The organism is Anaerocolumna sp., from assembly GCF_032079385.1.
Classification (GTDB): Bacteria; Bacillota; Clostridia; order Lachnospirales; family Lachnospiraceae; genus Anaerocolumna.
This window is the reverse complement of the sequence record NZ_DAMAUC010000001.1, coordinates 1-20953: the sequence shown is the minus strand read 5'-3', so window position 1 is coordinate 20953 and position 20953 is coordinate 1. Positions and strand designations below refer to the sequence as shown.

At 36.3% G+C, this 20953-nt stretch carries 13 protein-coding genes; 3 read left to right on the top strand and 10 right to left on the bottom strand.

Annotated elements, in window-relative coordinates; all coding sequences use genetic code 11:
- Positions 1-55 precede the first annotated feature (55 nt).
- The 10 genes from acnA to RT261_RS00020 form a co-directional block, all read right to left on the bottom strand.
- Positions 56-2797 carry an aconitate hydratase AcnA gene (acnA, locus tag RT261_RS00065; RefSeq protein ID WP_313127831.1) on the bottom strand — a complete coding sequence of 914 codons (2742 nt, stop codon included), beginning with the start codon at positions 2795-2797 and terminating at the stop codon, positions 56-58.
- A gap of 160 nt (positions 2798-2957) precedes the next feature.
- Complete coding sequence (locus tag RT261_RS00060; RefSeq protein ID WP_313127829.1) at positions 2958-3581, bottom strand: DUF47 domain-containing protein; 624 nt, start codon at positions 3579-3581, stop codon at positions 2958-2960.
- Between the two features lie 106 nt (positions 3582-3687).
- Positions 3688-4740 (bottom strand): inorganic phosphate transporter, encoded by a 1053-nt coding sequence (locus tag RT261_RS00055; protein WP_313127828.1) that lies wholly within the window; start codon positions 4738-4740, stop codon positions 3688-3690.
- 412 nt (positions 4741-5152) lie between these two features.
- Positions 5153-6343, bottom strand: coding sequence for a [FeFe] hydrogenase H-cluster maturation GTPase HydF (gene hydF, locus RT261_RS00050; protein ID WP_313127827.1), 1191 nt, complete (start codon positions 6341-6343; stop codon positions 5153-5155).
- Positions 6344-6439: 96 nt separating this feature from the next.
- Complete coding sequence (gene hydG / locus RT261_RS00045; RefSeq protein WP_313127825.1) at positions 6440-7858, bottom strand: [FeFe] hydrogenase H-cluster radical SAM maturase HydG; 1419 nt, start codon at positions 7856-7858, stop codon at positions 6440-6442.
- A 120-nt stretch (positions 7859-7978) separates the two neighbouring features.
- The gene (gene hydE / locus RT261_RS00040; RefSeq protein ID WP_313127824.1) at positions 7979-9028 is read right to left on the bottom strand and encodes a [FeFe] hydrogenase H-cluster radical SAM maturase HydE; all 1050 of its coding nucleotides are present in this window, start codon (positions 9026-9028) and stop codon (positions 7979-7981) included.
- Positions 9029-9547: 519 nt separating this feature from the next.
- Positions 9548-11443 (bottom strand): alpha-glucosidase, encoded by a 1896-nt coding sequence (locus RT261_RS00035; protein WP_313127822.1) that lies wholly within the window; start codon positions 11441-11443, stop codon positions 9548-9550.
- Positions 11444-11498: 55 nt separating this feature from the next.
- On the bottom strand, positions 11499-13997 hold the full coding sequence (locus RT261_RS00030) for a glycoside hydrolase family 3 C-terminal domain-containing protein (RefSeq protein ID WP_313127820.1): 2499 nt from the start codon (positions 13995-13997) through the stop codon (positions 11499-11501).
- Entirely contained in the window at positions 13990-15318 is a 1329-nt protein-coding gene (locus RT261_RS00025; RefSeq protein WP_313127818.1) for an MFS transporter, read from the bottom strand. Before RT261_RS00025 ends, RT261_RS00030 begins: the two co-directional genes overlap by 8 nt.
- Positions 15319-15357: 39 nt before the next feature.
- On the bottom strand, positions 15358-15666 hold the full coding sequence (locus RT261_RS00020; RefSeq protein WP_313127817.1) for an AraC family transcriptional regulator: 309 nt from the start codon (positions 15664-15666) through the stop codon (positions 15358-15360).
- 260 nt (positions 15667-15926) lie between these two features.
- On the opposite strand from RT261_RS00020, the gene RT261_RS00015 reads away from it, so the two are divergent.
- From RT261_RS00015 to RT261_RS00005, 3 genes are all read left to right on the top strand, one after another.
- Positions 15927-16601 (top strand): GntR family transcriptional regulator, encoded by a 675-nt coding sequence (locus RT261_RS00015; protein ID WP_313127815.1) that lies wholly within the window; start codon positions 15927-15929, stop codon positions 16599-16601.
- 483 nt (positions 16602-17084) lie between these two features.
- Positions 17085-18560, top strand: a complete 1476-nt coding sequence (locus tag RT261_RS00010) for a tagaturonate reductase (protein WP_313127813.1) — start codon at positions 17085-17087, stop codon at positions 18558-18560.
- A gap of 113 nt (positions 18561-18673) precedes the next feature.
- Positions 18674-20179 carry a UxaA family hydrolase gene (locus RT261_RS00005; protein ID WP_313127812.1) on the top strand — a complete coding sequence of 502 codons (1506 nt, stop codon included), beginning with the start codon at positions 18674-18676 and terminating at the stop codon, positions 20177-20179.
- Positions 20180-20953: the final 774 nt, after the last annotated feature.

Sequence of the window (20953 nt, the reverse complement as noted above, 5' to 3'; positions counted from 1 at the left end):
ATGACAATAATATAGCAATATATTATCCTCTAAACTATGATTCAAATCACATTTTTCAAAATTTATAATTCTTTTTATAATTGGAGCTGGTATTTAATTTCTCTCTTAATACCATCTGCAGGATTCCACCATGCCTATAGTATTCTTTTTCCACTTCCGAATCAAACCTTAATAGAACAGAAAAACGTTTCTTATTCCCTTCTGTTCCAATTGCTTCTACTACTATTTTATCATGTGGTTTTACATTTTCATCAATGGCTACAGAAATGGTTTCTTCGCCTGTCAATCCTAAACTATCTGCTGATTCTCCAGGTAGAAACTGTAAAGGCAGGATTCCCATCATAACCAGATTAGAACGGTGAATACGCTCATAACTTTCTGCAATAACCGTTTTTACTCCCAAAAGACTTGGCCCTTTGGCTGCCCAGTCTCTGGAGGAGCCCATTCCGTAATCTTTTCCTGCAAGCACCACTAATCCAATATTTTCTTTCTTATATTTCATAGCAGCATCATAGATAGACATGATTTCATTAGTTGGCCAATAGGTGGTAAAACTACCTTCTGTACCAGGAGCCAGTTGATTGCGTATCCGAATATTAGCAAAGGTTCCCCTCATCATTACTTCATGATTTCCTCTTCTTGCACCATAGGTATTAAAGTCTTCCTGTTTTACCCCATGCTCCAGCAAATATTTTGCAGCGGGAGTATTCTCACCAATAGTACCAGCAGGGGATATATGGTCTGTAGTAATGGAATTTTTAAATTTACCCAATACTCTCAGATTAGTAAGCGCTTTTAAACTGCCCGGCTCCTTGGATAGGTTTTTAAAGTAATCGGGATTTTGGATATAGGTTGAACTATCATCAAACTTATATAATGGACTATCTCCACCTTTCATATGGTTCCACATTTCATTATTCTGATAAACTGTTTTGTATTCCTTGCTGAATAGTTCCGGTTTTACACATTGGATCAGCACTTCTTGTATTTCTTTTTCTTCAGGCCAGATATCTTTTAAAAATACCGGATTATTATCCCTGTCTTTGCCTAAAGGTTCTTTTTGCAAATCTATATTAACGGTTCCTGCTAAGGCATAAGCCACTACTAACATAGGTGAAGCCAGATAGTTTGCTTTTACCAACTGGTGAATGCGCCCTTCAAAGTTACGATTACCGGATAATACAGAAGTAACTAATAAATCATTCTTAATAATCACATCATCAATTTCCGGCAATAAAGGTCCTGAGTTACCGATACAGGTAGCACAGCCATAACCAACGGTATAAAATCCGAGCCTATCTAAATACTGCTGTAAGTCTGCTTCCTCCAAATAATCAGTTACTACTTTAGAACCCGGTGCTAAAGAGGTTTTTACATGAGCCGGAACAGAAAGACCTTTTTCTACCGCCTTCTTTGCAAGCAGTCCGGCTCCCAGCAATACATAGGGGTTAGAGGTATTGGTACAGGAAGTAATTGAAGCAATAACTACGCTTCCGGTTACCATAGTACTTTTTTTACCATTTTTTAATACCACTTCGCACTTCTTGTTAAACTCCTCATGGCTTAATCCATGTCCTTTATTCCCCAATTTTGCGGTAACAGACTTTCGGAATTCTTCTTTCATATCCTTTAAAGGTATTCTATCCTGAGGACGTTTTGGTCCTGCCAGTGATGGTTCAATCTTTGTTAAATCTACTTCAATTACCTCTGTGTAGGTGGGTTCCTCTTTTTCCTCAAAGAACATTCCATTTTCCTGCAAATATCCTCTGACTAATGCAACATGTTCCTCACTCCGCCCAGTTAGTTTAAGATATGCCAAAGTTTCTTCGTCTACCGGAAAATATCCGCAGGTCGCACCGTACTCAGGAGCCATATTGGCAACGGTAGCCCTATCTGCTAAAGGAAGGTTACTGACTCCTTCTCCAAAATACTCCACGAATTTGCTCACTACGCCCTTCTCACGTAATATTTTAGTCATGTACAATGCAAGATCCGTAGCTGTGGCACCTGCCGGTAAATTTCCAGTCAAACGAACTCCAATAACTTCAGGAACAGGAAAATAAGAAGGCTGTCCTAACATACCTGCTTCTGCTTCAATTCCCCCAACTCCCCATCCAAGTACTCCAAGACCGTTAATCATTGTGGTATGAGAATCCGTTCCAACCAAAGTATCCGGAAATAACACAGTTTCATCCCCTTCTTTTTTAGAACGAACTACTTTGGCCAGGAATTCCAAATTCACCTGATGGATAATTCCTGTAGCAGGAGGAACTACGCTAAAATTGTCAAATACTTTCTTTGCCCAGTTTAAGAATTCGTATCTTTCTTTATTGCGTTCAAATTCTAATTTCATATTTTCCTGAAGAGATTCCCTTGAGCCATAACAATCCACCTGGACAGAATGATCAATTACCAGATCTACAGGTACTTCCGGATTAATTTTATGAATCAAATCCTTGGAACCACTTATACTTGCCATAGCATCCCGCATAGAGGCCAGATCCACAACTGCTGGAACGCCGGTAAAGTCCTGTAAGATAACCCGTGATGGTTTAAAAGGAATTTCCCCTTGCTTTTTATGTTCTCTTGCCCAATCTGCCAGATTGCGTATATGCTCTTCCCTGATTCCAAATCCGTCACATTGTCTTAATAGGGATTCTAACAGAATTTTTATAGAATAGGGCAAATGTTTGATGTCATAGCCTTCCTCTTCCAAAACAGACAGACTATAATAATGATAGGTTTTCCCCTGTAGTTGAAATTCTTTTCTTGCTTTTTCTTTTAAGTTTTGATTCATAAATATACCTCCTGAAGCCTTAATTTACGTCCTCTCTTTTTTCCCTTTTAGGATAACCAATATAATATGATTATACCATAAAGATATAGAAACTTACTATTGGGTAAAAAAAATGAGCTTAGAATTCAAAGCGGTTGAATTTAAGCTCAAGATATTGTTATTAGGAATTCTTCATGATAACCGATTCGATTACATCGGACACTTCTTCACATGCATCACAGCATTTTTCAAGGTGATCATAAATCTCTGTCCAAACTAATAATTCTACGGGATCCTTAGATTCACGATATAGTCTGGCAACGGTTTTGTAGTATAAACGATCTCCTTCTTCTTCTAAATCATTTACCTCAATCAATTTTGCTTTTAATGAGGTTGATTTTTTATAATTATGGAATTCTTCTAAAGCTGTCTTAAGAGCAAGGCAGCATCTGGAGACTAATTTCGTAAACTGAAATATGTCGGACTTCATGGACTGCACATTGTATATATGGATTTTAATTAAGACATCTTCTATGGTATCGGTAATATCATCAATCTTCTGAGATAAGCTTACAATATCTTCTCTTTCAAGGGGCGCAATAAATTCTACGGCAAGTTGATGCATTAATTCATGTTTTGCTAAGTCAGCAGTATGTTCAATTTTATGAAGTTCTTCCAGCTTATTTTCAATTGTTTTTGTATCAAAATTTTCTAAGCTATCTTCTAAGATTTTAGAGGACTGACAGGAATAATCTATTAATTCTACAAATTTCTTAAAATAATTATAATCTTTGTTTTTAGCCATTGTTTTTATATCCTTTCTTATATAAAAATCAAACCGATTCAATTTTCCTTTACAAATCTTTTACATAATGTTTACTAAAATTTCATATTATAATAATATCTTTGCGTTAAAATATGCGCATAAATAAAAGTGCCATTAGATAACCGATAATGCCACACCCCGGGAAAGTAAGTACCCATGCTAAAACCATTTCTTTTACGGTTCCCCAGTTGACAGAAGAGAGCCTTTTAGATGCGCCAACTCCCATGATGGCGGTAGTTTTTGTGTGGGTTGTACTAACCGGAATACCTTTGACGGAAGATATTAATAATACGAAAGAAGCTGCAATATCTGCTGCAAAACCTTGGTATTTTTCTAATTTAACCATTCCCATTCCAACTGATTTTATAATTTTATATCCCCCAATGGAAGTTCCTAAAGCCATAACCACTGAGCATAAAATCATTAGCCAAACAGGAATTGTAAAATTTGTAACATTTCCTTGTCCATTTGCTAAAAATACACCTAATAAAAATACACCCATGAATTTTTGTCCATCTTGTGCTCCATGCATAAATGCCATAGAAGCAGCACCTGCAATTTGTGCACCGGTGAAAAATTCATTGGTCTTTCTACGATTCATACCTTTACATATCATTTCAACTATTTTAGTAACAATATAGCCTGCAACAAATCCAGCTGCCGTAGAAAAGATTAAACCAATTATAACCTTAATCCACTCGTTACCATTAATACCACCTAAACCACCTTGAAGAGCAATAGCAGATCCAGATACTCCTGCAATAAGTGCATGACTCTCGCTTGTTGGAATACCAAATGCCCAAGCAGCAGTTGCCCATAAAACAATTGCAAACAGTGCAGCACAAAGTGCAACTAATGCATCCTTTGTATCACCTCCAAAGTCTACCATATTATAAATGGTTTCTGCAACCGTAGCATTAACAACGGTCATAAATAACACTCCAAAGAAATTAAAGACTGCCGCTAGCAAAATAGCCTTTTCCGGTCTTAAACATCTGGTAGAAACACAGGTCGCAATTGCATTTGGAGCATCTGTCCAACCATTTACCAGAATAACACCAAGCGTAAGAATAACTGTAATCAGCAAAGGTAGATTCGATGTCAGCTGATTCAGAAATTCAAACAAAGAAATCGTCATTTTTTAATACCTCCATAATATATGTGAATTTCAATGTGCCTCAATTATAATACCATGAAATTTACAACAATAAAAGAAATTTTTAAAATTACCGGTTTTGCAATTGTTTTCTTTTAAATAGTATCTTGGTAATTTCTATAAAAAATGTCACTCCCATTATAAAAAGTAACTACCAGCAAGAACGATAACTTCATTACATTTTATATAAGAATGACATTATTAATAATTAATTTAAATGATATGCTAATTCATAAAATCTCTATTCACTTATGTCTAAGGGTATATTCCACTTGCTTAAGGCAAGTTTATCCGCTTACGCTACGGCTCTAACCTCATTGCCGCTACGTGGCCTTTCAGCGGGAGATTGGCTCTTGCTGAAACAGGCAAACCCACTTCCCTGATGAGGTTAATATTAATATTCTATTTTATCCAATATACCTGTTAAATAAGCGATTACTACACCATAGTTTGTCATGGGAACCTTTTGATTTTGTGCTTGTTCAATGCGATTTAATACATACTTTCGGTTAAACATACAGGCTCCGCACTGAATTATTAAATCGTATTTTGACAAATCTACCGGAAAGTCTGAACCGCTCACTATATCAATCGTTAATTCCTCTCCAACTTTTTTTCTTAGCATACGGGGAATCTTTTCTCTTCCAATGTCTTCTGACAAAGGTGCATGAGTACAAGCTTCTGCAATCAGCACTTTTGAACTTGGTCTTAATTGTTCAATGGCAGCCGCACTTTCGGCATAGTAGTGAATATCCCCTTTGTAGTTGGCAAATAGTACGGAGAAGGAGGTAAGCATACTCTCATTCGGCTTTTTGTCATAAACAATTCGAAATACCTGGGAATCCGTAATGATTAGTTTTGGCGGCATCACAAAATTAGCCAGTGCCTGATCCAGTTTATCTGTAGTACAGCTTGAAACAATACACTTTTTATCCAGCAGTTCCCGTAGTGTCTGCACCTGGGGCAGTATTAACCTTCCTTTGGGTGCCTGAATATCCTGTGGCATAACCAGTAATACCGTATCATTTTCTCCTACAAGATTTCCTGTAATACTTGCAGCATCATAGTCCTCAGGAAGCTTTCTCATTATTTCTTTCCGGATAGCATCTATCCCTATTTTGTTCTTTGCGCTAATGATTAAAGGAGTTTCTTTACAGGCTTCTATAAATAACCGGGAAATATATTCTGCATTGGTAATTATATCTGCCTTATTAATGATAATAATAAAAGGAGTTTTTCTCTTCTTAAATAAATCAATCCAATATAGTTCTTCCCTAATCTCCTCATCACAACAGACAATAAGTGCAATATCCGTTTTCTCCATTGCAAGTCTGGTCTTTTCCACACGCATATGCCCTAATTCGCCTTCATCATCAAATCCTGCAGTGTCTATTAACACACATGGCCCAATTCCGTGAATTTCCATGGTCTTATACACCGGATCTGTGGTGGTTCCTGCTACATCAGAAACCAAAGCCGTGTTATGCCCTGTAATGGCATTAATTAATGTAGATTTTCCGCTGTTCCTCTTTCCAAATATCCCAATATGAAGGCGGTTCGCCCTAGGTGTATCATTTAGACTCATACTTGCATCTACCTTTCTGTAGTTATATTTTCAGTCTTATGTTATTGTATTTTCTAAAATAACGTTTCTTACACTCCTACAAAGCCTTAAGGCATATTAGAATCGGAAGTCTCTCTTTCCTTCCTGTACCTGTTTTAGATAATCTATGGCAATACCCTTTACTTTCTGGTTGGTGATATGTTCTAGTTCCTTTTCAATAACTGTTTCTCCCTTAACTTTGGTATCCGGGTCTGCATAATCTTCCAGATATTCCTTTAAGGTCATTAATGCATTTGGCTGACAGCAGTTTACGATTTGACCGGATTTTACAAGACTCATAAAGCGGTCTCCTGTTCTTCCTTCGCGATAACATGCCGTACAAAAACTTGGTATATAACCTAAGGTTAACAGCCAGTTTACTACCTGATTAAGCGGACGTTTATCATCTACATCGAATTGAGCTGAATTTTCTTCCTCTAATTCCGGTTCCGCATAACCACCTACACTGGTCTTAGAGCCACCGCTAATCTGGGTAATTCCAAGTTCCAATACACGTTCTCTTGTTTTCTTGGATTCACGGGTTGAAACGATCATTCCGGTATAAGGAACCGCAATTCGAAGTATTGCTACGATTTTTTCAAACATTTCATCGGAGATACCGTCTTTAAAGTCTTCCGGATTAATATCATCTGCAGGACGAATTCTTGGTACACTTATAGTATGTGGACCTACTCCAATGGCTGCTTCTAAATGCTCCGCATGCATAAGCAATCCTATAAAATCATAGCGATACATATTTAATCCAAACAATACCCCTAAACCTACATCATCAATTCCACCCTCCATTGCACGGTCCATTGCTTCCGTATGGTAAGCATAGTTATGCTTTGGCCCTGTAGGATGAAGGTTTTCATAATTCTCTTTATGATAGGTTTCCTGGAATAATATATAAGTTCCTATTCCTGCTTCTTTTAACTTTCTATAATTATCAACTGTTGTTGCCGCAATATTCACATTAACCCGGCGGATGGCACCGTTCTTATGCTTGATGGAATAAATGGTCTCTATACTTTCCAGCACATATTCAATAGGACTGTTTATTGGATCTTCTCCCGTTTCCAATGCAAGACGCTTATGTCCCATATCCTGTAATGCAATTACTTCTTCACGGATCTCATCCTGAGTCAGTTTCTTTCTTGTAATGTGTTTATTTTTATGGTGATAAGGACAGTAAACACAGCCATTCACACAATAATTAGATAAGTAAAGGGGTGCAAACATAACGATGCGGTTCCCATAGAATCTTAGTTTAATTTCTTTGGCAAGATCGTAAATCTTCTGAATCTCATCTTCTAAATCACACTCCAGTAAAACAGCGGCTTCCCGGTGGGAAATTCCCTTCATTAATTTTGCTTTTTCGATTATGTTGTCAATTAACGTCCGGTTGCTTTTGTTTTCTTTGGCATATTCTATAGTTTCCAGTATCTCTTGGTGGCAGATAAATTCCTCTGCCTTTTTTGATTTTACATCATACATAATTTGCATCTCCTTACTATACTTTTGTTAACAGGTTCTTAAAACCATAAAGATTATCATGATATATATAACCGTACTTATCCTTAAATTTATAAGTACGTTTTTAAATACCTGAACTTATTATAGAGGCTTCATGTCTCCCCGTTCTGCTACTATTTCATATCCGATTCGTTTCATGCGGTTTTGCAGGCAGAACTTACATTCAGCAGCTTCATCGCCGGTACAGATTTTATTATCATATAGTTCATATTGTTTACGGACAGAAACCGGGGATAAATTCGGCATAACTACATTAGCACCGGATAATATGCCATTCTCTCTTCCTAAGGGATTAATAGTACCCAGTGCGGTAGTGGCCGGAATTAACGCGTTTGGAATAATCAACCGTAATATACTTAATAATACCAGGGTAAGTTCATAAGAACCTGCCTTTTCATCTGCAAATGGTGTCTCATGATGTGGTAAAAATGGACCGATTCCAATCATGGAAGGAGATAATTCTTTTATAAAAAGTAAATCTTCCGCCAGATTCTCCACTGTCTGATAAGGGGAACCTACCATGAGCCCGCAGCCAACTTGGAAACCTAAGGACTTTAACTCTCTTAAACATTGCTTTCTATTCTTTAAGGTTTGATTGGCCGGATGAAGCTTTCCAAAATGTTCTTCGTTAGCAGTTTCATGCCGTAGCAGATAACGGTCAGCTCCCGCTTCACGAAATCGTTTATAGGATTCATAACTTCGTTCTCCAATGGATAAGGTTAGAGCACAATCAGGGTAGCCTTTTTTAATAGCCGTAATAATATCAATCAGCATATCATCTGTGAAATGTCCATCCTCTCCGCCCTGTAATACAAAAGTACGAAAACCCAGCTCATAGCCTTGCTCACAGCAGTTTAAAATATCTTCTTTTGTTAGGCGGTAACGTACCACATTTTTGTTGCTTCGCCGTATACCGCAATAATAGCAGTCATTTTTACAGTAATTTGTAAATTCAATTAAGCCCCTGGTATAGATTTTATCACCATAATATTTCTTTGCAATTTTACGGGCTTTTTCTTTGAGATACTCTGCATCTTCTTTAGAATAATTAGACAGCAATTCTACATATTCTTCTTTGGATAAACAGCCTTGTGCTTCTAAAGTATCAATCAATGCTTTTATATTTGTCATAAGTCAGCTCGCTTTCTTAGTAATTGGAAGTACAGCAATATGATAATGCGACGGAATATATATTATATTCCCTCAAATTTTCATGTGCTATGAAAGGCTGTCGGACAGCCATGCTACAAATTGTATATAAAACAAAAAATCCTCGGCAGAAATGGCACAAGGATTCGGTATCATAGATATAACAACTCCTATAATAAATATTTCATTATTACTGGGGCTGCTTCTATATTATACTCTCGCCTTTTCACTCGGAAAATATCCTTGTGCTCAGTACGATAACTTTATTTTATCTCTCATTTAATTTAATGTCTTTATTCATTCATATAAAGTGGTTCGTTCTTAGAAATCTCTGTTATTTTCTTAACAACTCACCTTTCTCATTATACACTGAATTACCTCAGATGTAAATACAATATATAATAATCACAATGGTTTAAAGTACCCCAAGCCGAGGGACTATAGTATCTAGTCCCTCCTTTAATTATAGGTTCCTTTATCAGCTAATTTCTAGTTTCTGTTTTACACTTTATATAAATTTGCCTCGTATGGTCTTAATTCTTTTGCCGGTTCACTGTAATTAGATAATATTAATTCATACCCTACCGCCTTAGAGCTCCTTCTTAAAGTACTATTGCTCAAATTACATTCAATAAAGAACTCTTCCTTTTCCCACTTCCTATAGTAAGTAAACCTATCTTTTTTCTTCTTATTAACAGCTTCAAATTCTCCATAAGTAAGAGCTTTATGTTCTTTACGCAGCTGTATTAAGTGTTTGTAAAAGTTTAAAACAGAATCCCCATTTTCCAATTGCTTTTCCACATTCCATTCTCTATAATCTTCATCAGTTCCTATCCAAGGTGAACCCTCTGTAAATCCGGCATTCTTCTTATTATTCCATTGCATTGGTGTTCTTGCGTGATCTCTGCTGCCACTTAAAATTTTTTGAAAGGCATTCTCTGCACTTGACTTTTCTATTAATTCCTTATATAAATTAATACTTTCCACATCTCTTAAATCGTTAATGGATTGAAATGTTTTGTTTACAGAGCCGATTTCCTGACCTTGAAAGATAAATGGAGTTCCTTTTAAGGTTAATTGTATCATAGCCAACAGTTTTGCCAATGGCTCACGAAAAGCAGGATTGTTATTTACCTTGGATATCATCCTGGGATTATCATGATTTTCATAAAATAATGACATCCAGCAAGCATCTCCATAATGCTCCATCCAATGAATCAAATATTCCTTTAGATAATTTAAGTCATATTGGTAATCATCAAAGCGAACATGTCCCGGTGTTTCCAAATGGTCAAAAGAAAACACCATATCCAGTTCCTGTCTGTAATCAGCGGTAAGAAGTTTACTCATTTCCATTCCAACTCCCGGTGTTTCTCCTACACTAAAAGCTTGGAAGGGTTCAAAGGCTTCCGCTCTGATTTCCCGTAGATACTTATGAAGATTTGGCCCATAATAGTAATTTTCAATACCATAGTACCCCATTAATTCTCCGACCGTTTTATTTCCCCAGGGCAGACCTTCCCTTTTTGAGATATAGTTAATCACATCCAGACGAAAACCATCCACTCCTTTTGTTAACCACCAGCGAATCATTTTCTGTATATCTTTTCTTACATTTTCATTATCCCAATTTAAGTCCATCTGTTTCTTAGAAAATAAATGAAGAGCCCATTCATCCAATTCCTTATAGTAATTCCACGCTGTCCCGCTAAAAAAGGAAGTCCAGTTGTTGGGGGGATTTTCATCCTTGGATTTTTGGAATAAATAATACTCTTTATATTTTGATTCCGGTTTCTTGATGACCTCCTGAAACCAAGTATGTTCATCTGAGGTATGATTAACTACCAGATCCATAATTAATTTCATCCCCCTTTTATGTACTTCTGCCAAAAGACGCTCAAAATCTTCCATGGTTCCAAACTCACTCATAATGTCATAATAATCTCTAATATCATAACCATTATCATCATTTGGAGAATCATAAATAGGAGAAAGCCAGATTGCATCTACTCCCAGCTCTTTTAAATAATCAAGCTTTGAAATAATTCCTTTTATATCTCCAATGCCATCACCATCGGAATCCATAAAACTTCTGGGATAAATCTGATAGAAAACGGCCTCTTTCCACCATGTTGGCTTAGTACCCTTTTGTGCGGTACGAGGATACTCCCCTTCACTGTTTAATAACTCCAGTAAAACATCAAAAAATTCAGTTCCTAAGGACTTTTGGGTAAGGGAAACTACTGTTTTTAGGGAAAGGTTTTTTATGATAGGATTGGTTACTAATTTTTCACTTTTATTCAATTGCAGTAACAATTTATAAAGCACGTCATGACCAATGGGATTGGCGTAAATGTCTTTTATTTTGCTGTTGTAATTAAGCTTATTACGTTTCATATAAAAACATCCTCCTTTTAAGAAGACAGACCGAGTAATCTGGTATACCCATATTTCATTTCTTATTTTTCAATAACTTACCGATGCCTCTTATATAATGCCCGTTCAACAAATCCAGAATACCCTCCATCATATTCTCTGTTATCATGCCTCCACCTGAGGTTACCATGGAGTGAAATGGCATTTCTCTAATCATGGCAGTCATCATTGCCCTGTCTTCCGGTCCTCCTGTTGTTTTACTAACTGCAATATGATCGGCTGCTTTCATAATCAGCTTACCTATAAAAGTATGATTTACATCCATTAAGGTGTTGTTATCATCATAAGGGCGGGTAAATACTTTATCTATAGGTAATAATGGTTTACCATACAATGCCGCAAAGGCTTTATCCGATATCCGTAATTCCCCCTTGCCTAAATTATAATAGTCAGAAGCAGCCTCCCTTAAATCCGGTTGAGGTTGTTCTGTATTGTTGATATAAATATTCCTTTGTAATCTGCAATCCGAACTTGATGTTCCAATCCATATGGTATACATTCCACTTTCTGCATACCAGTCATGAATCAGGGTATTATAATATGTAAAATCAGAAGGTTCCAAAGTTATGGAAAGGGTTCTCTTTTCACCGGGCTGCAGCTTAACCGCCTCAAATGCTTTTAATTCTTTAACTGGCATAAATACTTTTTCATTCTTATGGCTTATGAATAAAAGTGCAATTTCTTTACCTTCTACTGCTCCTGTATTCTCTACGTCAAAAGTTACCACAATCGGCTCTCCATATTCATAGTTCTCTTTTTCCACATTAATATTAGAATAAGTAAATGCAGTATAGGACAAACCGTGCCCAAAAGGATAAAGTACCGGTTTTTCTGCCCTTTCATAATACTTATAGCCTACATAAATACTTTCACGGTATTCGACCGATGTATTTCCACCGGGAAAATAATGATAAGAAGGTACATCCTCTATACTAAGAGGCCAGGTCTCTGCTAACTTTCCACAAGGGACTGCTTTCCCAAGAAGCAGATTAGCGATTGCAGAGCCACAACCTTCTCCTGCCAGATAGGTTAACAGGATTCCTTTCACTTTTTTCTCCCATGGAAGTTCCATAGGGGATCCTCCTGCCAGAATTACTGCCACATTAGGATTACTATCTGCAATTGTTTCTATTAAACGGTTTTGACTTTCCGGTAACCTCAAGGAACTTCGGTCAAAACCTTCCGATTCATATCCGTCAGGAAGTCCTGCAAAAATATAAATAATATCCTTGCCTTTGGCTGCTTCACAGGCTTCCCGGATCAGATTATCGTTTTTTGAATCATTCATATAGTATCCATCCACATATTCTATGTTCAACCCAGAGTTTATCAACATAGTAAGGGGGCTATCCACTTTCACCGGATGAATCTTAGAACTTCCTGCTCCCTGGTATCTCGGTATTTTAGCCATAGACCCAATAACCAGGGCTTTCTGTGCTATATTACCAGGTAAAATTCTTCCTTCATTCTTAAGAAGTACAGCGGATTCTTCTGCTGCCCGTATGGCCAGATCATGATGTTCTTCCATACTGCAGTGTCTCTCAATATCTGAATCCTTACTTTCTGTCTTGGATTTCATGGCTTTTAGTATTAACTGGGCAATACGAATTATTACCGTATCCAAGGCCTCCATGGATAGCTGCCCACTCTGTACAGCCTCAATGATTCTTTTATCATTAACCTCCACACCTCCGGGCATTTCTAAATCTTCGCCTGCTTTGATGCCTAGAACGCGGTTACTTACCGCACCCCAGTCAGAAACCACTAAACCCTCAAAGCCCCATTCTTCCCGAAGTATCCCCATAAGTAAATCTGCATTTTCGCTGCAATAGGTGCCATTTAGCCGATTATAGGCGCACATTACCGTCCAGGGCTTTCCCTTTTTCACCGCTATTTCAAAGGCCTTTAAGTAAGTCTCCCTTAAAGTCCTCTCGTCTACCACTGCATCAATGGTCATACGTCTTTTTTCTTGATTATTTACCGCAAAATGTTTCAGTGATGTTCCAATTCCCTGACTTTGGATACCCTCTATCATACTTGCAGCCAATTCCCCGGAAAGAACAGGATCTTCACTAAAATATTCAAAGTTGCGTCCGCACAAAGGACTTCGCTTTTGGTTTACTCCCGGTCCCAAAAGAACAGATACCTGTTCCTTTTTGCATTCTTCTCCTAATGCTTTACCGACTAAATAAACTAATTCCTTATCAAAACTACAGGCTAAAGCACTTGCAGTTGGAAAACACACAGCTGGAAGGCTGTTTCCGATTCCAAGATTATCTCCTTCCTCCACTTGCTTTCTTAAACCGTGGGGGCCGTCAGCCATCATAATAGATTCTAAGCCCAGCCCTTCCACAGATTTTAAATACCAGGTATCCCTGCCGGAACATAAACCTGCTTTTTCTTTCAGGGTCATCTGGGAAACCAGTTGTTTTGCCCGTTCTTTTATGAAGCTTGCATTTTCTGAATTTCTATACTCCTCTGGATTTTTCCTAAGAAGGTTTACTTTTTCAGCCATTGCTTTCCCTCCTCTTATTATGCTCCAGCATTTCTTCTACTTTTTTCTCATCCAGTTTATAGATTCCCATAATGATAATCATAATGGCATATCCTGCAATAGGCATCAGGCTCAAAATTATCCATATGCCTTGTAAACTTCTTGCAGACTGGGTCGCCGCCTGTTCCACATACCCAGATACACTAAGTAAGGCAAGGCATAAAGTCTGACATACTGCGGCAGAAAGCTTTGTTATAAAGGTTTGCAGAGAAAAGGCAATGCCCTCCGTTCTTTCTCCGTTAATATAAGCACCATATTCAATACAATCTGCAGTAAACATTCCGTATAACATCAAAGGAGTCTGCATAAATACCACACGAATCGCTGAAAGAATGAGAAAAACAATTAGATTATCATAGCCTGCGGCATATTGAATTACACACATAATAATGGTAGCAATGGAACAAAACACAGTGATTTTTTTCTTACCAAACTGATTAATAAGCTTTGGTAAAAATGGAGCTATGATAATAATTGGCAGAATAGAAACACCCATAATAACTGTAACCATAGTATCATTTCCAAGATTCGAATTGGCAAAGATGGCTGCCATAATCTGAAGTGTATTGGTGGAGCCCACCGCCATATAACCCAGGTAATAGATCAATAAATATTTATTTTTAAATAGATACTTAAATATTTCTTTAAATGTAATATCCTTATTTCGGGGATATTCCACCCGTTCTTTTGCTTTAAATTGTAAAGGTAGCATGACAAGAAATGCCACGAAACAGTAAATAACCACGGTAAGTGTCCAGTCCGCTTTTCCTTTGATACTCATAAAGAAAGCACTAAGTATTGCAGCAACTGCCGCCGCAAATCTTCCATAAGACATAAGTAAATCCCGTTCATAAGGCAGACTGCTCATAACGGTAGACAAGGAGAATAAAGGTGCATCGGAAATAGTATAAACTATATCAAATAATATGTAAGTGGCATAAGCATAGATTAATTTTATAGTGTAGGATGTATCGGGATTTATGAACATGAGAACTAAAGATAAAGGTAATAAATAAGTTACAATCTTAAGCCAGGGAAGATATTTTCCCTTTTTGAAATTACATTTGTCAACGATGGCACCCATAATAGGATCATTTACAGCATCCCATACTTTTGCAAGAAATAGCATCAAAGTAATATCCGTTAATTTTAAGCCTACATATTCCAGATAAAAATAAGATAAAAATTGAAATGGTATCACATAAATAATATTCTGTCCTAAGAAAAATCCCCCATAGGACAACCTTTCAAGACTGCCGGTTTGAAACTTACCCTTCTCCATTACATTACCCAATCCTTTCGGCTATTTTAGCATCTTCTTTCATTGAAAATACTTACTTATATTATATATCCAAGATTTACTAATAACAATAAAATTAATTCTGATTAGTAACTTTAAAGCAATATCAATTACCTTATCCTCTCTCTTTAACAATTCCTGTCCTGCCAATGATAAACGTCTGTTTCTAAGATATTCCCCTATGGTTAATCCGGTTAGCAAGTTAAAGGTTCTTTGAAAATGAAAGCTTGATATATAAATATGTTCTGCTACATCTTCACAGGTAATATTATCGGTTAAATGTTCCTCCATATAGTCAATTGCACGATTTAATGATTGTAACCATTCCATCTCATATCATCTCCTTGTGGTAATAGCATAGCAATATTTTAATTATAGCTTTATGCATTTATATATACAATACAATTAATGTTGTATACATCTATTACCTCATAGCCGTTCCAATGCAGAAATAGCTAAAACATTATTGTTAAAATCCCATATTCACAAATGTATACATATATGATATTATAAAATTCCAAATATAAAGTTATATTGAAAAATTTATTGAATGAAACCAAATAGGCTTAAGGGCCAGAATTGAGGATAAAGTGAAAACAAGTTTAAAGCAGCAGGCTTATCAAACCATTCGTACTAAGATATTAAACTGTGAATATGCTCCTAATTCCTATTTAAATGAGGAGCAGTTATGTAAAGAAATAAACGTCAGCAGGACTCCCATTCGAGATGCTTTAAGCAGATTGGAACAGGAAAACTTAATTAAAATCCTTCCCAAAAAAGGAGTTGTTGTTGCACCTTTAAATATTAATGAAATTAATATGATTTATGAGACACGGATTCTTCTGGAACCTTATATTCTTGCTACTTACGGCAACCGAATAGATGATAATCATTTTAATGAACTAAAAAAAATAATTTCAGAGAGTGATTCTTTAATTAAATTAATTACTTCTTCCAGTTCAGGTGATTTGTCTAAAATCCATGAGTTGGATGATGCCTTTCATAGATTAATTGTTTGTTCAAGCGAAAACCCATATTTTATACAGTGTTATAATAATATGAGTGCACAAAATACAAGACTAAGAATTTTAAGCGGTAATTTAAATAAAGATCGCTTAGAAAAAACCCAGATAGAACATATTGAAATTGCTAATGAAATTGTAAAAAGGAATTATAAGAAAGCTGCTGATACATTAGAAGCACACCTGATGGCCAGCAAAGATGCCGCTTTTAACGTTATACTTTCTGGTGGATTTGAATTATAATTTTGTTATATGAGGAAATGTTGTTATAATAAGTGTCCTTTAGTAATGCTTCTTCGATACTTTTTGAATGTTTCTTTAACAATGGTTTTTAATAATGCTTCTAATAATGGTTTTTAATAATGCTTTTTAATAATGTTTTTAATAATGTTTTCTTATAATGTTTTCTTATAATGTTTTTTAATAATGTTTTCTAATAATGTTTTAATTAGTGTCATTCTAGGGTTGAAATCCAATGAACTTTAGAAAATACTAAATTTTCCCCCTTTCAGCTCAAAATGACACTTCTTTTATATTATTATAGTTCTTGTATACAAATCGGACTCCCAACTTTCATTATATGTTTGCATATACTTGAATAAATAATTCTATGAGTTTTACAAATTTATTTTTTTCGCATTTTGTTGTATACAACATTGTATACATGGTGTATAATCAACATTATAATACAGCTAATCAATGATTTCATATAGGAGGATCTTAAAAATGAAACAAATTAACGAAACAGTTGAGAAAGTATATGGTAATTACCCTGAGAAAATTCTTCAATTCGGTGAAGGCAACTTCTTACGTTCCTTTGCTGACTGGATGATTGATAAAGCTAACCGAGACGGCATATATCAGGGAAGTATTGTCCTTTGCCAGCCAATCGGAAATGGTCTGTGTGATATTATCAACAGCCAGAATGGAGTTTATACCCTTGCCATGAGAGGCATTGAGAATGGTAAACCTGTTGAAAAAATCGAGAAAATCACTTCTGTTTCCAGATGTATTAGTCCTTATAATGATTATGAAGACTTTATGACACTTGCCGGAAGCAAGGACTTGGAAGTTGTTATATCTAATACCACTGAAGCAGGTATTGCCTATAAACCTGATGACAAATTAACCGATACTCCCCCTTCTTCTTTCCCTGGAAAAGTTACTGCATTTCTATACGAAAGATTCAAGGCATTTCATGGTGACATGGAAAGAGGCTTACTATTCCTTCCTGTGGAATTAATCGATCGTAACGGAGATGAATTAAAGCGTATCATCCTTCAATATGCAAAGGATTGGAACTTAGGTGAAGAATTCGTGAACTGGGTTGAAAATGCCAATAAATTCACCAATACTTTAGTAGACCGTATAGTTACCGGATATCCCAAAGATCAAATCAATTATTTCGAGGAGAAGTTAGGATACCAGGATAAAATAATAACTACCAGTGAAGTATTTAACCTTTGGGTAATTGAAGGTAAGAAAGAATGGGCTGACATTCTTCCAATTCATAAAACAGATGCCAATGTACTTTGGACCGAGGATGTTACCCCTTATAAGATGAGAAAAGTCCGTATCTTAAATGGTGCCCATACTTCTACGGTTTTGGCAGCATACCTTTCTGGACATAATTTCGTTGGTGACTTTATGAATGACGAAGTATTTGAAGCTTATTTAAATGAAGTTATTCTCAATGAGGTAATCCCAACTTTAGATCTTCCAAAAGAAGAATTGGCGTCTTTTGCTAATGAAGTAGGTGCCCGCTTTGCTAATCCATATATTAAACATAAGCTCCTTGATATTTCATTAAACTCCTGCTCTAAATTTAATGCCAGATGTCTTCCTACCATCTTAGAATATGTGGAACGTAAATCTCAATTACCGGAAGCTTTCTGTTTCTCCCTGGCTGCATTTATTAAATTCTATCAGGGCGAAAAACGGGGTATGGAATATTGGGGCAAGCGAGCAGATGGTACAGAATATCAAATAAAAGATGACGGAGAAGTAATTGATTTCTTCTATGACATATGGACCAAGAAGAACGTAAAAGATATTCCGGAAGCTGTCCTTTCCAATACTGCTTTCTGGAGCGGAAAAGATTTAACTAAGATTAGCGGCCTTACAGAGAAAGTTACCGATTATTTAGTGAAAATCGAAAATGGAAACATTCGCGACATAGTAAAAGAAATTGTAACTAAATAATCCAAGTTATATAAAGTTGCAAAAACGATAAGCGATATCAAACTGTTAATAACATTGAACATAAAAATGAATAAATTAAGAAACAGCAAAAAGTGAGGAATAGGAGAATGAATATGGCACAATCTGAGAATGCATTAATTTTAATATCGGATACAGATAGTGTGGCAGTAGCTGTAAAAGATTTGAAAGCCGGTGAAACTTATACCCTTGGTTCTATTTCCATAGTCTTAAGTACAGATATACCCTTTGGACATAAGGTTGCCTTAAAGGATATAAAAACTGGGGAACATATTATTAAATATGGCCAATCCATCGGACATGCCACTACCGATATAAAGCAAGGGGAACATGTTCATACCCACAATGTCAAAACCAATTTAAATGATTTGCTTGAATATAAATATCATCCAAATAAAGAAATCTTAGAACAATTTTCAGAAATAAAGAAAGACAAGCATTTTAATGGTTATGTACGTCCCGACGGAAGTGTAGGAATCCGTAACGAAGTTTGGATTATTCCAACCGTTGGCTGCGTTAATAACACTGCTAAACTATTGGCAGATGAAGGAAACCTTATATATGGCGGTAAGACCGATGGTATCTTTGCTTATACTCATAATATGGGATGCAGCCAGTTGGGGGATGACCTTAAAACTACCCAGCAGCTGTTAAAAGGTATTATCAATAACCCCAATGCAGGAGCTGTCTTAGTATTAAGTCTTGGCTGCGAGAATAATGACTTGGACAATTTTAGACCTGTCCTGGGAGACTATGACCCCAACCGGGTAAAATTCCTAATCACCCAAGAGGTTGAAGATGAATATGAAGAAGGTTTAAAATTACTTGAAGAACTTTCAGACTATGCATCTACCATGAAACGTGAAAAAGTATCGGCAGATAAATTAGTCCTTGGCTTTAAATGTGGTGGTTCTGATGGTTTCTCTGGAATCACTGCCAATGCTCTTTGCGGAAAAGTTAATAATATTCTGGTGAAACAGGGCGGCTCTACTATCCTTACCGAGGTTCCCGAAATGTTTGGCGCAGAAACCTTATTAATGGAACGTGCAGTATCCCAAGATGTTTTTAAAGATATAGTTCATTTAATTAATAATTACAAAAACTATTTTAAAAAATATAATCAAACCATTTACGAAAATCCTTCACCAGGTAACAAAAAAGGTGGCATAACCACCTTAGAAGATAAATCCTTAGGTTGCATTCAAAAAGGCGGAAACGCTCCTATAGTAGGTGTCCTAAATTACGGAGAGCTCATACAGGAAAATGGTCTTAACCTTCTTACCGGCTCTGGTAATGATCAGGTATCCTGTACCAATTTAGTTGCAAGCGGCGCCCAGATGATTTTATTTACAACAGGCCGCGGAAATCCTTTCGGTTCTCCTGTCCCAACTGTAAAGATATCTTCCAACTCCAAGCTTTTTGAAAAAAAGCAGCACTGGATTGATTATAATGCAGGCCAACTGGTAGAAGGCAAAAGTTTTGAAGATGTAACCGAAGACTTTTTCGACTATTTACTAAAAGTTGCTTCCGGCGAAAAAACCAAAAACGAAATCTATGGCTATAAAGATATCTCCATATTCCGAGATGGCGTAATCTTGTAGGATATATAAAAATTTATCGTAGTAGGACGCTTTGCCTGGGGAGTTGTAGAGAACTCAGAAAGTGTTACTGGGATTTCATAATGACTCAATTTATATTTTGTTAGGATAACGCGGTGTATAGGATAAATTTTGCTACCTTTCCCTCGTGCGGCATGGCCTTTGTAGAGCCTCAAAGCGCATGACAAGTATCGCAGAGGGCGATACTTGTCATTGAGTCTCTAGTCGTCCATAAACAGCCTTCTCGGCCGGATGACGCCAAATTTATCCTATACACCACGTTATCCTGATTTACTTTATCGAAAGTCATTACGAAAACCCCAGTAACACTTTCTGAGTTCAATTTACGTTGTGTGGCAAAGCTGTTTACTAACCTTCAAGTATCATTAGTACCTAGAGTAAAAACTTAGAACATATCTAAATTGTAAAGAAGTAAGAAGCTTTACAATTTCCTATACATATTTCTAAACAGATCATATATTTCAAATGCTAATGGGGATTAAAAGCTATTATTACCTATAGAATTAGAGATTTTACAGACATTGAAATCAATAGAAATTACTATCTAGATTGAGTATTAATTTGTAAAAATATTGGCTCTATCAGAGTACTATAAATTCCTATAAAAGAGAATCTAAACTTATTCAATACACAGCTTTGCCTCATAAACCTAAATTGACCATAGAGAGTGGGGGATATTGTATATTGCTAGTGACTTTGAGAAATTCGCTAATGGTTCTTATGCGATAGGAATCGCGCCAATATTTAAAAATTGAG

What these genes read in the sequence shown, in the direction of transcription:
- acnA (WP_313127831.1), bottom strand. Translation starts at nt 2,797, where the DNA reads ATGAATCAAAACTTAAAAGAAAAAGCAAGAAAAGAATTTCAACTACAG.
- RT261_RS00060 (WP_313127829.1), bottom strand. Translation starts at nt 3,581, where the DNA reads ATGGCTAAAAACAAAGATTATAATTATTTTAAGAAATTTGTAGAATTA.
- RT261_RS00055 (WP_313127828.1), bottom strand. Translation starts at nt 4,740, where the DNA reads ATGACGATTTCTTTGTTTGAATTTCTGAATCAGCTGACATCGAATCTA.
- hydF (WP_313127827.1), bottom strand. Translation starts at nt 6,343, where the DNA reads ATGAGTCTAAATGATACACCTAGGGCGAACCGCCTTCATATTGGGATA.
- hydG (WP_313127825.1), bottom strand. Translation starts at nt 7,858, where the DNA reads ATGTATGATGTAAAATCAAAAAAGGCAGAGGAATTTATCTGCCACCAA.
- hydE (WP_313127824.1), bottom strand. Translation starts at nt 9,028, where the DNA reads ATGACAAATATAAAAGCATTGATTGATACTTTAGAAGCACAAGGCTGT.
- RT261_RS00035 (WP_313127822.1), bottom strand. Translation starts at nt 11,443, where the DNA reads ATGAAACGTAATAAGCTTAATTACAACAGCAAAATAAAAGACATTTAC.
- RT261_RS00030 (WP_313127820.1), bottom strand. Translation starts at nt 13,997, where the DNA reads ATGGCTGAAAAAGTAAACCTTCTTAGGAAAAATCCAGAGGAGTATAGA.
- RT261_RS00025 (WP_313127818.1), bottom strand. Translation starts at nt 15,318, where the DNA reads ATGGAGAAGGGTAAGTTTCAAACCGGCAGTCTTGAAAGGTTGTCCTAT.
- RT261_RS00020 (WP_313127817.1), bottom strand. Translation starts at nt 15,666, where the DNA reads ATGGAATGGTTACAATCATTAAATCGTGCAATTGACTATATGGAGGAA.
- RT261_RS00010 (WP_313127813.1), top strand. Translation starts at nt 17,085, where the DNA reads ATGAAACAAATTAACGAAACAGTTGAGAAAGTATATGGTAATTACCCT.
- RT261_RS00005 (WP_313127812.1), top strand. Translation starts at nt 18,674, where the DNA reads ATGGCACAATCTGAGAATGCATTAATTTTAATATCGGATACAGATAGT.